This window comes from Halolactibacillus halophilus (assembly GCF_900115605.1).
Classification (GTDB): domain Bacteria; phylum Bacillota; class Bacilli; order Bacillales; family Amphibacillaceae; genus Halolactibacillus; species Halolactibacillus halophilus.
On record NZ_FOXC01000008.1, the window covers coordinates 1 to 13,427 of the forward strand.

The 13,427-nt window shown below is 38.2% G+C and carries 11 protein-coding genes and 1 pseudogene; 7 read left to right on the forward strand and 5 right to left on the reverse strand.

Annotated features, from left to right (window positions below; translation table 11 throughout):
* Both BM098_RS13670 and BM098_RS04340 read left to right on the forward strand, forming a co-directional pair.
* Nucleotides 1-181 (forward strand): hypothetical protein (locus tag BM098_RS13670; RefSeq protein WP_234987411.1); only part of this gene is annotated, 181 nt, incomplete at its 5' end.
* Nucleotides 182-245: 64 nt separating this feature from the next.
* Nucleotides 246-872: a chloramphenicol acetyltransferase gene (locus BM098_RS04340; protein ID WP_089830796.1), complete on the forward strand. Its 627-nt coding sequence runs from the start codon at nt 246-248 to the stop codon at nt 870-872.
* Between the two features lie 275 nt (nt 873-1,147).
* On the opposite strand, the gene BM098_RS04345 is transcribed toward BM098_RS04340, so the two are convergent.
* Nucleotides 1,148-1,801, reverse strand: a complete 654-nt coding sequence (locus BM098_RS04345; RefSeq protein ID WP_089830947.1) for a YkyA family protein — start codon at nt 1,799-1,801, stop codon at nt 1,148-1,150.
* 231 nt (nt 1,802-2,032) lie between these two features.
* Here BM098_RS04345 and def point away from each other — a divergent pair, with 231 nt between their 5' ends.
* The 3 genes from def (at nt 2,033) to rnjA (ending at nt 4,766) form a co-directional block, all read left to right on the forward strand.
* On the forward strand, nt 2,033-2,590 hold the full coding sequence (gene def / locus BM098_RS04350; protein ID WP_089830797.1) for a peptide deformylase: 558 nt from the start codon (nt 2,033-2,035) through the stop codon (nt 2,588-2,590).
* Nucleotides 2,591-2,885: 295 nt separating this feature from the next.
* Nucleotides 2,886-3,095 carry a DNA-dependent RNA polymerase subunit epsilon gene (locus tag BM098_RS04355; RefSeq protein WP_089830799.1) on the forward strand — a complete coding sequence of 70 codons (210 nt, stop codon included), beginning with the start codon at nt 2,886-2,888 and terminating at the stop codon, nt 3,093-3,095.
* Nucleotides 3,096-3,098: 3 nt separating this feature from the next.
* Entirely contained in the window at nt 3,099-4,766 is a 1,668-nt protein-coding gene (gene rnjA, locus BM098_RS04360) for a ribonuclease J1 (protein ID WP_089830801.1), read from the forward strand.
* Between the two features lie 96 nt (nt 4,767-4,862).
* On the opposite strand, the gene BM098_RS04365 is transcribed toward rnjA, so the two are convergent.
* Nucleotides 4,863-5,534 carry a potassium channel family protein gene (locus tag BM098_RS04365; protein WP_089830803.1) on the reverse strand — a complete coding sequence of 224 codons (672 nt, stop codon included), beginning with the start codon at nt 5,532-5,534 and terminating at the stop codon, nt 4,863-4,865.
* A 99-nt stretch (nt 5,535-5,633) separates the two neighbouring features.
* On the opposite strand from BM098_RS04365, the gene BM098_RS04370 reads away from it, so the two are divergent.
* Complete coding sequence (locus BM098_RS04370; protein WP_234987412.1) at nt 5,634-7,667, forward strand: BCCT family transporter; 2,034 nt, start codon at nt 5,634-5,636, stop codon at nt 7,665-7,667.
* Nucleotides 7,668-7,764: 97 nt separating this feature from the next.
* On the opposite strand, the gene BM098_RS04375 is transcribed toward BM098_RS04370, so the two are convergent.
* Complete coding sequence (locus BM098_RS04375; RefSeq protein ID WP_089830805.1) at nt 7,765-9,594, reverse strand: ABC transporter ATP-binding protein; 1,830 nt, start codon at nt 9,592-9,594, stop codon at nt 7,765-7,767.
* 20 nt (nt 9,595-9,614) lie between these two features.
* Nucleotides 9,615-11,363, reverse strand: coding sequence for an ABC transporter ATP-binding protein (locus tag BM098_RS04380; protein WP_089830807.1), 1,749 nt, complete (start codon nt 11,361-11,363; stop codon nt 9,615-9,617).
* Nucleotides 11,364-11,593: 230 nt separating this feature from the next.
* Between BM098_RS04380 and BM098_RS04385 the strand changes: the two are divergent.
* Nucleotides 11,594-12,154: pseudogene (locus BM098_RS04385) on the forward strand (mechanosensitive ion channel family protein); the annotation flags it as partial.
* Between the two features lie 76 nt (nt 12,155-12,230).
* Here the strand turns inward: BM098_RS04385 and BM098_RS04390 are convergent.
* Nucleotides 12,231-13,352, reverse strand: coding sequence for an N-acetyldiaminopimelate deacetylase (locus BM098_RS04390; protein WP_089830811.1), 1,122 nt, complete (start codon nt 13,350-13,352; stop codon nt 12,231-12,233).
* Between the last annotated feature and the right edge of the window lie 75 nt (nt 13,353-13,427).

The window sequence follows — 13,427 nt, forward strand, 5'->3', positions numbered from 1 at the left end:
GGCTATCGCCCAACCGACATTCATCTCCCCCTTACCGTTGGGCTACGCCCTTCACACGCTTGAAGAGGGAGACTTCTTTCGGAAGTACGTTAAAATTATATTGGATGAAGAATTTTCAGATGTAAGGTTGGGCAATCCGATTACAACACAAATGACTCTATTGGTTATAGCAATGTTTTAAATGCAATGGTATACTTTTTAAGTACTATACTACCACTAAAAATCACTGTTTTAAGGAGGCAATTATGGAATACATTGATTTTGATAAATGGGATAGAAAAGAACACTATAAATTCTTTGAGCATATCGACTATCCTCAATTTAATATTTGTTTGAACCTAGACGTTACAAATTTCAAAAAATTTGTGGCAACTAATAATCTATCTTTCTATTATAGTATGATTTATGCATCAACCTATGTTATGAATCAGATTGAAGATTTCCGCTATAAGATCAGAGAAGGAAAAATCATCCTTCACAGTTCTTTACAACCATCTTTTACTGATATGGAGGCTGGAGAGCGTCTATTTAAAATCGTTACATTACCCTTATCTGAGAATATGAAGGCGTTCTCAAATATTGCAAAGAAAACGTCCCGATCTCAAAAGCAATATTTCCCTGAAAACAAGGTCGACCAAGATCAATTGATATACTTCTCATCCATTCCTTGGATTACATTTACTAGCATATCAAATGAAATCGTTATGGATAAAGAGGATTCTATTCCTAGGATATCATTTGGAAAATATTTCGTACAGGATGATAAAATATTATTACCCTATTCAATACAAGTAAATCACATGCTATTAGACGGGGTTCACGTTAGTGAATTTATAAATAAGTTACAAACATTACTTAATGAAGTTAATTGAAACCTCCCTTTCTAATAAACTTTAATACATGTTTTAGTATGAAATTTTTATTCATTAGTTGAAGTTTATGCACCTGGTGTCCTTAGGTTCTTCTTCACAAAAGATACACTCGTCATTCACTAACAGTTCTTACTGCCAAGTCTGGAGTGGATTTTCACTACCACGTTATTGCCTATACTTGGCGTACTAAAAAAGGTGGACAAACATTAATCTGTTTGTCCACCTTTTAATATCGATTAGCTACATAAATAACTTCATCACTTTCTACTCAAAACTTACTCTTCATAAGAAATATTCAGATCTGATTGTTCATAAAATTGACGCTTCGCTTCATTAAATGCATCTGTTTCTTCATTAAATAGTTGATTTTTATCAACAACGACTTGATATTGAGCATTAACTTCTTCTACTTGCTCAGAAAAAGTTGCTTCTTCTAAATCTTCTTGTTTTAACAATTCATATAACGCTTTATCAAGTGACAGCGAAGTTTGATAAGCATCATTGAGCTCAACAAAAGCATCATAGCGCTGGTTCATTTCTTCAATCATCGCTTCTGCCGCTGTCTTTAATTCGCTCTCTTCCAGTTCATCCACAAGTGGCACGACTTTATCAAATTCTTCTTTTGCGTTATCAATACTTGCTCGTTCATTATCTGTTAACGTTTCACGCTCTTCAATGGTCGTAATCGCTTCATCTGCTAATGTTTTGATTTCTTCATATTGATCAATACCTAAATCACTAATTTCTTGATAAATCGCTTGTTCTTGTTCTTCGAGTTCACTGATTGGTTGTTGTTGCTCAACAAAGCCTGTTTCAAATTCAACCGATGCCTCTAAATGTTGATAAATCTCTTCTTGGGTAGACTCACCTGAACATGCTGTTAACATGACGGCACTAAGTAGTCCAATTAATAATAGTTTTAATCGCACGTCTTTATCCTCCATTCATTCTGCCCTTTTTTCATATGCACGTTACATTATAACATAGGATGATCGTGTAAAAACAGAAAAAAATCTCTAGCGCACTAAACCAAGGTAACTAAAGCTTCTGTGAGCACTATTTTGAAGCGAATGTTTACCTTTCTTGTTTAAAATGTGTTACACTATGTTAAAGTTGGTCGTTCGTGATGGAATAATTTATATGCTAGAGGAGAATTTATTATGTTAACAATGAAAGATATCGTTAGAGAAGGACACCCTGCTTTGCGCGAAGTTGCAAAAGAAGTGGACCTTCCACTTAGTGCTGAAAACAAACAAATCTTATCGGATATGCTCGAGTTTGTTAAAAACTCACAAGATCCTGAAATAAGTGAGACATATGATTTGCGCCCCGGTGTCGGTGTAGCCGCCCCCCAATTAGGACTAAATAAACGTATGCTTGCTGTTCACTTTGAAAATTTAAAAGGTGAACTATATAGTGATGGCTATATTAACCCTAAAATCGTGAGTCATTCAGTCGAACAGACATATATCTCTACTGGAGAAGGCTGCCTATCAGTTGACCGAGAGGTACCTGGAATCGTACCACGATATAAACGTATAACAATCAAAGCTACCACCCTTTCTGGTGAGGAAGTGAAATTACGCCTTAAAGGTTATACTGCCGTTGTATTCCAACACGAAATCGATCACTTAAACGGCATTATGTTTTATGATCACATCAACAAAGACAACCCATTAGCACCACCACAAAACGCCACACCTTGTGATGTGGAATAAGAAATATTTTATCGAGTATAAGGGATAAAATGATGGTTTACTTTTAGTTAGGCGAAAAGTTTTCCAGTTGGACTTAGCAGGTTACTGTTTTCAAAAAGCCCAATTCGTACTATACTATAAGTATAAGGGTTGGATCGGATTATTAGTTTTTGCTTTTTGAAAGGAGCTGTTTCACATGTTAAGACGGCTAAGAGAAAAGCTTCGCAAGAAATGGAAAAGATTATTAAACCAAAATCGTGTCCCTAATGCTTAAGAATAAACACACAAATATAACGAAAAATTAAGGAGAGATGAAATGATATTTAAAGTATTATATCAAGATTTAGCATCAGAAGTACCCGTTAGAGAAAACACACATTCTCTATACATCGAAGCATCAAATGAGCGTGACGTGCGCTTTAAACTAAAGGACCGCGGCATCAACATCGAGTTTATCCAAACACTCGCAGGTGAGCACTTAGCTTACGAACAGCAGTCTGAAGATTTTTCACTGGAGACGGTGTAACCAATGAAATTCGTAAAAAATGATCAAACAGCTGTTTTTGCCATTGGCGGCTTAGGCGAAATTGGTAAAAACACATACGGTATTCAATTCCAAGATGAAATAATCCTTATTGATGCAGGGATTAAATTTCCAGAAGATGAATTGTTAGGGATTGACTATGTTATCCCTGACTATACGTATTTAATCCAAAATCAAGACAAAATTAAAGGTCTGTTTGTCACCCATGGTCACGAAGACCATATCGGAGGTATTCCTTACCTACTCAAAGAAATCAATATCCCTATTTACGCTGGTAAATTAGCAATGGGATTAATCAAAAACAAACTAGATGAACACGGCTTGTTACGTTCAGCTAAATTAAACGTCTACCAAGAAGATGATATCATTAAGTTTAGAAAAACATCGGTGTCATTCTTTAGAACAACCCACAGTATTCCCGATTCTTACGGTGTCGTTGTTAAAACACCACCTGGTAATGTTGTACACACCGGTGACTTTAAATTTGACTTCACACCCGTTGGCGAACCTGCTAATCTAGCTAAAATGGCTGAGATCGGAAAAGAAGGCGTATTATGCTTACTTTCTGACTCAACAAATGCCGAAGTACCAGGATTCACAATGTCTGAACGTGTCGTCGGTCAGAGCATTAATGATATCTTTAGCCGTGTTGATGGTCGTGTTATTTTTGCGACCTTTGCTTCTAACATTTACCGGCTTCAACAGATGGTTGAAGGTGCCGTAAATCATAATCGTAAAGTCGCTGTATTCGGTCGCAGTATGGAGAATTCGATTGCAATTGGACGTGAACTTGGTTATATTAATGCACCAGAAGATACGTTTATCGATTCACACCAAATCAATCGCTTACCAGCAAATGAAGTAACGATTCTTTGTACTGGTTCACAAGGTGAGCCGATGGCTGCTTTATCACGAATTGCTAACGGCACACACCGTCAAATTTCGATTATTCCTAATGACACGGTTGTCTTTAGTTCATCACCAATTCCAGGTAATACACTAAGCGTCTCACGCATGATTAATAGTCTTTATCGTGCCGGTGCTGAAGTTATTCACGGACCATTAAATGATATCCATACATCTGGTCACGGAGCACAAGAAGAACAAAAACTAATGTTACGTCTATTACGTCCAAAATTCTTCATGCCAATCCACGGTGAATACCGGATGCAGATGGAACACGTAAAACACGCTGTAAGCTGTGACGTCCCACAAGAGAATTGTTTTGTCATGGATAACGGTGATGTTCTTGCTTTAGGTAAAGACCACGCCCAACTAGCAGGTAAAATCCCTTCTGGTTCTGTCTATATTGATGGTAGTGGTATTGGTGACATTGGTAATATTGTCTTACGCGATCGCCGTATTCTATCTGAAGAAGGTCTTGTCATTGTTGTTGTCAGCATCAATATGAGAGAATTTAAAATCGCTTCAGGTCCAGACATTATTTCACGCGGTTTCGTTTATATGCGCGAATCTGAAGATCTCATTAACGAAGCACAAAAGCTAGTTGAGAAACATGTTTCAAAAGTGATGGAAAGAAAAACGACCCAATGGTCTGAAATTAAAAATGAAATCACAGATACGATTCAACCTTTCTTATTCGAAAAAACAAAACGTCGTCCAATGATTTTACCAATCATTATGGAAGTGTGATTTACAAAAAAACACCAGAACTGCCCAAAGGCATTCCTGGTGTTTTTTATTTGAATAAAACCCCTTCTTGATATCACAGACATCAAGAAAGGATTTTTAATCTTCAATAACTAATTGTTTTTCAAATCGGGAAATATCTTTGTCAGCACCAATAATGACAAGCGTGTCGCCTTCTTTAATCTTTTCAGAGGCCATTGGTGAGACATTAATATCATTAGAATTGGTCGATTTAATCGCCACAACGTTACAACCATAATTAGCTCGAATATCTAAATCTACTAACGTTTTTCCAACAATTTTTTTACCTGCTTTAATTTCCACAATACTGTGATCATCTGATAGTTCTAGGTGATCCAAGATATTACTTGAAATAATCGAATGCGCAATTTTCTTACCCATGTCTCGCTCTGGGTGAATAACTTGATCGGCGCCGATCTTCGTCAGTACTTTTTCATGATAATCATTTTGAGCTTTGACGGTAATCTTTTTAATACCAAGTTCTTTTAACATTAGTGTCGTTAAAATGCTCGCCTGAATATCCTCACCAATCGCAACAATAACATGATCTATATTTCTAATACCTAATTCTTTTAATACTTTTTCATCAGTCGCATCCGCAATCACCGCATGTGATGCAATATTTCGGTACTCATTAACTTTTGCTTCGGTTGAATCAATCGCTAGCACATCCATACCCTCTTTGCTGAGCTCACGACAAATACTGCCACCAAAACGTCCTAAGCCAATAACAGCAAATTCTCGTTTCATATTAAACCAGCCTCCTCTACACTATCCAATACCTAGTCTAGCATACTCTAGAAAAATGACAATAATAAAGTTTAAGTATTTTTCGGTTAAAGTTTAGACATGACAGATGCTATCATTGTCAAACTATCATTAAGAAAGTATAATATAGAAGTTGCAAATTATTCGAAAGGTGTGATTGATTATATGTCGAATGAAACCGACAAGAAAAAGGCATCAAAAAAGCAATCTAAAGAGGAATTAAAACAAAAGCGCACAGAAGAAAGAAAGCGTTTAATAATGGAACAAGAAAAGCGTAATCGCAAATTGGAATCTGAACGCGAACTTGCAATTAAGTTACGTAAAGCTGAAGTCTCCGCAAGAAAAGAAGCAATTAAAAATCGTGAGCCGTTTAAAGGGTTGCAAATCAATCCTACCGTTTCGTTATTTGATGAAGCTGGCAAAGAAAAAGTCGGCGAAAGAAACTGGGTACGCTTTGGGTTTGATATTCACCCACAAGTTACCATTGCCTCATCTTTAATTTTACTCTTATTCATTACCTTAACACTCATTTTTCCAACAGAAGCACAAAATTTATTCAATAATATTTTAACCATCATAACGAAAAATACGGGCTGGTTCATGATTTTTTCTGCGAATGTTTTTATTATTGCTGCTCTATTCTTTGCCTTTAGTCGTTACGGAAAGATTATCATCGGTGGACAAGAAGCAAAACCTGAATTTACTCGCTTCGCTTGGTATGCGATGCTTTTAAGCGCAGGTATGGGAATTGGTCTTTTATTCTGGTCTGTTGCCGAACCCATTCTGCACTTAGGTTCACCATCACCGATGTTTGATGCGATTGAACCTAATTCACCTGCCGCCGCCCAAGCAGCGATGGCATCAACTTTCTTTCACTGGGGAATTCACCCATGGTCGATTTACGCTATTGTTGGGCTTGGACTTGCCTTTTTTAGTTACAACAAAGGATTACCCCTTACAATTCGTTCATTATTCTACCCTTTAATCGGCAATAAAATTTACGGCTTATGGGGGAATATCATTGATGTTTTATCTGTCCTTGCTACTTTAATGGGACTAGCGACATCCTTAGGTCTTGGTGTGTCACAAGTAAATGCTGGCTTAAATCATTTATTTGGTATAGGAATCAGTACAACAACACAAGTGATTTTGATTGCTGTTATTACTGGTTTTGCCACAATTTCTGTTGTTATGGGATTAGATGGTGGTGTCAAACGCTTGAGTGAGATTAATATGATTCTTGCAGGCATCTTTTTAATCTTCGTTCTCGTCGCAGGCCCAACGGTTTACGTATTAAGTGGTTTTACGCAGAATATAGGCTACTACATTGCAAATTTCATGGAAATGAGTCTTTGGGCTGAAACCTTTAGAGCAACCAATTGGCAAGGGAGTTGGACCGTCTTTTACTGGGCCTGGTGGATCTCTTGGTCACCCTTTGTTGGTATGTTTATTGCCCGCATCTCTAAGGGCCGTTCTGTTAAAGAGTTTATTGTTGGTGTCATCGTTATACCAACCGTCATTTCATTTTTATGGATGAGTGTCTTTGGTGGCACCGCCATTTTTCAACAACTAAGCGGTGTCAGTGATTTAACGAGTATCATAGAGGTCGATGAATCTTTAGCTCTCTTCTCAATGCTAGATAACTTACCGATCTCGAGTGTATTATCTATTGTCGGCATTATTTTAGTGACGGTATTCTTCGTGACATCTTCCGATTCCGGCTCGCTCGTCGTTGATCACTTAACTTCAGGTGGTAAGATGGACTCCCCTGTGCCACAGCGGATTTTTTGGGCCGTAATGGAGGGCGTTGTTGCTGCTACATTGCTCATTGGTGGCGGTTTAACGGCTTTACAAACAGCGTCTATTATTACAGGACTCCCGTTTACTATCATTCTGTTAGTAATGATTTATTCACTTTATCTCGGCCTCCGACAAGAATTCTTGATTGAACGCGCCGTTGACCAGAAATTACAACAAGTAACAGACGACCACATCATATCAGAAGTGATTCAATCACGCGTGCATGATGAAGCGCTAGTCGATGCTGTTACTGAAATTTTAGTTGAAGACGCGCTATCAGATAAACAAGAAGACTCTTCATCAAAGAATACGTAGTGAGTTATATAACTCGAGTCATCAATTAAATCACTCTTATATGGTAAATAGAAAAGCACCTAAAACCTTTATTTAAGGTTTTAGGTGCTTTTGTTTGTTATAACTCATCCAGCATTTCGAATTGAGACTTCACGAGTTGATAATACTCCCCTTCATGTTCAATCAGCTGATTGTGATTTCCTTGTTCTAAAATTTCACCATGTTCAAGTACAATAATATTATCCGCTTCACGAATTGTCGATAATCGATGGGCAATCATAATCGCTGTCCGTCCTTTTAGTAATTTCTTTAAGGCTTCCTGGATTTTCATTTCTGCTTCTGTATCGATACTCGCAGTCGCTTCATCCAAAATTAAAATCTTTGGATTAGCTAACAAGGCGCGCGCGAATGAGAGTAATTGACGTTCACCGGCCGATAATATATTCCCCCGCTCTTCTACTTCTGTTTCATATCCATTCGCAAGGCGCATAATAAATTCATGTGCCCCGACAATTTTCGCTGAGTCCATCACTTCTTCATCTGTCGCTTCAGGACGACCAAAACGAATATTTTCCATAATAGAGCCAGAGAATATAAAAGTATCTTGTAAGACGACACTGATATGTGAGCGCAAGCTTTGAACTTTCATATCACGTAAGTCTTGACCATCAATCAACACACGGCCATTCGTTGGGTCATAAAAGCGACTAATCAAGTTCGCAATCGTTGATTTCCCCGAACCTGTATGACCCACTAAGGCGACTGTTGTACCCGGTTTGATATCCAATGATATATCATGTAAAGCAATCCGCTCATCATCGTAAGAAAAACGGACATGATCAAAGGTAATATGACCGGTCATATCATTAAACGGTAACGCATCATCTTTTTCATCAACATTCGGTTGTTCATCAAGAAATTCAAAAATACGCTCAGATGATGCCATCGCCACTAGCAATTGATTATAAATCTGCCCCAACCGAGAAATAGGTTCCCAAAACATCCCGAGATAAAAGGCAAAAGACACAAAAATACCAACAGAAATTGTTTCATTAATAATTAAATGAGAACCGTAAGCAATTAAAATAACCGTACCGATCGCATTGCTTAACTCTACAAATGGACCGAAATAAGCACTCTTTTTCATCGCCAAACGTTCTTTTTCAAAATTATTGGCATTAACGCCGTTAAAGTATTGCGTATTCTCTTCTTCTTGAATAAACGACTGCGTAATACGGACCCCTTGAATACTTTCATTAAGGTGTGAGTTAAGACGTGATTTCTGTAGTCGCACATCTTGCCAACTACGTCTAATATTCCGGCGAAGCTTTGTTGAAATATAAAACATAACCGGTAATATAACAAGTACCGCTAAAGCGAGCTGTGGACTCAAGAAGAACAGAATTGCCACAATCCCAATAAGCATCATCATGTCCATTAACAAATTGATAATCCCGTTTGTAAATAATTCTTGTAACGAGTTGACATCGTTTAAAATACGGACGAGAATGGAACCGGCCGAACGGTTATCAAAAAAGTTATGCGATAATCGTTGCACGTGTGAAAACAGTTCTTCTCTTAAATCATAAATCGTTTTTTGACCAAGCGTATTAACAATTTTAATCCGGTAGCGGTTCGCAATATAGTTTGCTAAATATAACACAGCAATCCCAATAATCAAATACATCAACAACGTTGTGTTACGATCGGCGATTGCTCTGTCAACAACATAGTCACCAATCAAAATTGGTACGGTTAATCTTACAATCATGTTAATGAGCATGACTGCCATTGCCAATGGCACAAGAGTTTTCATGTAAGGTTTTAAGTAGTTTAATAGCCGGGCCATTTGTTTCCAGTTAAACGGTTTTTCAACTGCAGATTCTTGCGGATAAAAAAAGCGTTTAGTATAAGCACTGTCAGCTGAAATTTTCTTTATTTTCGCCATGATTACACACTCCTTTCTCTCTATTGTTTACCCATGATTTGTTTCTTATCTTGATATTGAATGTCATAAATACGTTGATAGGGACCGCCATTATTTAATAAGTCGTCATGAACACCACGTTCAACAATTTCACCGTCTTCTAACACCAGAATCTCATCAGCATGTTTTAAGGATGAAATTCGATGAGCAATAATAAAGGTCGTCCGGTCCGTCATGACCTCTTTTAATGCGCGCTGAATTTGAAACTCTGTTTCCATATCAACAGCTGATGTTGCATCGTCTAAGACAAGAATACTCGGATTAATAAGTAATGCGCGTGCAATCGAAATCCGCTGACGCTGCCCGCCACTTAAGCCCATACCGCGTTCACCAAGCATCGTGTCATACCCTTTTGGCATCTCCATAATAAATTCGTGTGCCTGCGCACGTTTTGCTGCTACCACAATCTCATCTATCGACGCATCTGGATTACCGTAGGCAATGTTTTCCTTAATTGTCGTTGAAAATAAAAAAGGTTCTTGTAAGACAAAGCCAATATGACGTCTTAACGTTTTTAAGTCATAATCTGCGACATCTTTTCCATCAATATAGACATGCCCTTCAACTGGCTCATAAAAGCGGGTCATTAACTGAGTAATACTTGACTTTCCTGCCCCTGTTGAACCAATCAAACCAATCACTTTCCCTTGCGGAACATGGAAGGAAATATCTTTTAGAGCCGCATCATCGTCTTCAGTATACTTGAGCGTGACATGATCAAACACAACATCTCCATTAATGTGCGCATCTTCTATGGCTGACGTTTTTGATGTGATTGATTCTTCTGCTTCAAGAATATCAAGTAATCGTTCACCCGCTGCTTTTGCTTGGGAGAACTGGTTAACAATAAAACCAAGACGCATCAATGGGCCAATAATATAGTTCACTAAACTAAAGAAGGCCACTAACTCACCAAGCGATAATTGATCGTTCATAACGAGCCATCCACCAAAAATAAGCAAGGAAATCATCGCTAAATTCCCGATAAACTCCATGAACGGAAAGTACTTTGCCCAAATTGACGCCGTATTAATGTTCACCTCTTGATACTTTTTATTATCCGTTGTGAAGCGATCAATCTCAAAATCTTCTTTAGATAATGATTTAATTGTGTTCATCCCACTTACATTCTCTTGAATCCGCGTATTTAAATTCCCTAGCGATTTTCGAATCGAACGAAATGCCGGGTGAACTTCTGCATCGAATTTTTTCACGACAATAATTAGAAACGGCATCACCGCCATCGTAACAAGTGCGAGCGGCACCGAGTAATAAAACATAACAGCTAAACTCGTAAGCATCAAAAAGACGACTCGAATTAACTCTTTAAAACCAGCAGCTAAGAAGAACTTAAATCCTTCCACATCCATCGTTAAACGCGACATTAAATCACCGGTCCTCGCGTTATCATAATAAGTAAACGATAAACGTTGTAATTTTCGGTACAAGGCATTGCGTAAATGATACACTGCCGTCACACCAAATAAGTCACCTAAGTATTGTTGCGTGAAGTTAGCCATCCCCTTCACAATCATTAAAATGATAAAACCGATTGATAACACTGGAATCAAGTCATAATCTTCAGCTAAAATAACATCATCAATAGTAATTTGAAGCACCATGGGGTAAATAACTGTAATCGCTGTCACAATTAACACGAAAATAAGTGACGTTAAAAAATAGCGTTTATAAGGCCAATAAAATGCTTTCAATTTTTTAAAAATATCCATAAAAATAACCTCCTCTTCGCTTTATCTTTTACTAATATATCGGGTATCGAAATAAATTACTAGTAGTTTGCTTTATTTTTTGTAAAAATCTAAAAAATCAGCCCTAGGAATCAGACATTATTTTTCATTCATTAGACACACTTCGTTCACGTTCTATCGCCACCTATGTTTATTACCTCATTAGCTATTGGAAGGAAAATTATTTCAAAAATCCTCCATTCATCTACAAAGAAATAGAACCGCTGATTGCGAGTGCCGGTGTGGTTGGTTTGGCCGCTGGTTTTGGTGCTCAAGGGTTATTAAGTGGTGTCGTGACTGGATTCTTCATTTTACTCGGAAAGCAAATTGAGGTTGGAGAATATGTCACGACAGCCGGCTATAACGGGATTGTTGAGGAACTCGGTTTACGGACGACACAAATTAGAAGTTTTGACGGTACCCTTAACTTTATACCAAATCGTCATCTCGAGGGTATAAGCAACCACTCACGTGGTACGATGTGCGCACTTGTTAATATTGGTATCAGTTATAGCGATAATATCAATCATGCCAAAAGTGTCTGTGACTCATTCAGTGCAGATGAACGCTTCGTTGATGGTCCACAAGTCGGCGGCGTTCAGGTACTAGGCAATTTAGACGTTGTATTACGGGTCATCGTCCAAACACAAAGCATGGAACAATGGCAATGTGAGCGTGATATGAGAAAAGCCATTAAAGAAGCTTTTGATCAAAACGGGATTGAAATTCCCTTTCCCCAACAGGTCACACACATCGCAACAGAAGAGGCTTAAATAGATTTACGAAAAGGATGAGTAATGGCTCATCCTTTTTAATGATCTACTATATTCGGTTATCTAATCTCAAAAATTAATTAGTCATTAAATCCTGTAGTGTGCGGTATACAATATCTACACCGATAGCTAAGGCTGATTCATTTGGATTTAACTTTGCGTGGTGCAGGCCAAATGTCGAATCAACCCCCAGCCAAAACATAAACCCTGGTAAAGCTTTTAGGAAATAACCAAAGTCCTCACCCGTCATTGCTTCCTGCGCTTCTCGATATGTGTATCCACTTGATTCAACAGTGTTTTTAAACAGATTAACGAACCGCTCATCGTTATACACACCATAATAGTTCGACCCATAATCAATCGTAATCTCGCAGTGATGACTAATTTCAAAAGCACGAGCAAAGGCTTCAATCTCTGTTTTGATTGTTTGAATCGCCTTTGGATCGGTCGTTCGAATCGTTCCTTCTAATCGTGCCGTTTCTGCGATGATATTTTGTACCGTCCCAGCGGACATCTTTCCTACTGTTAGCACAGCCCCCTCAATCGGATTGGTCCGTCGTGATACGATTTGTTGAACGTTAACAAGAAAGGTACTGGCAGCTACTGCCATATCATGTGTGAGATGAGGGTAGGCCGCGTGTCCACCTTTTCCTTTAAAGTCAATAAACAGTTCACTTGTATTCGCAAACAACAGGCCTGGTTTCGTCGAAACGGTTCCAACCGGTAATTCTGGTGCAATATGCAAACTGAAAATTTCATCTACTTTAAGTGCCTGAAATTCCTGTGTTGCTAAAATTGGTTCCGCTCCGCCTGGCCCTTCTTCTGCTGGTTGAAAAATAAACACGACGTGATCTCTCAGAGGCGCTTTAATCACTTTTTCTAACACCCCTAAGGCAATGGTCATATGAAAATCATGACCGCACGCATGCATGGCACCTGGATGTGTTGATTTAAACGCTAAATCCGTTTGTTCATCAATTGGCAAGCCATCGATATCCGCTCGATAAGCAACTGTTTTTTGCGGATCGGTGCCGGTGACCTTAACAAATAAACCTGTCTTCCATTTGGTGACTTGTACGCGCTCGGTTTTCATTGCATCTATTTGCTCCAGTAATAATTGTTGCGTTTTTACTTCCTTAAAACCTAACTCCGGGATCTTATGCAATGCTTGACGTACGCTATGTAAATCCACGATTATTTCCTCCTATCCTTCTCTTTTGATTATTGTATATACGGGCAATGTCTTTAAACCCTTTCACGGAAAAAAGCAGGA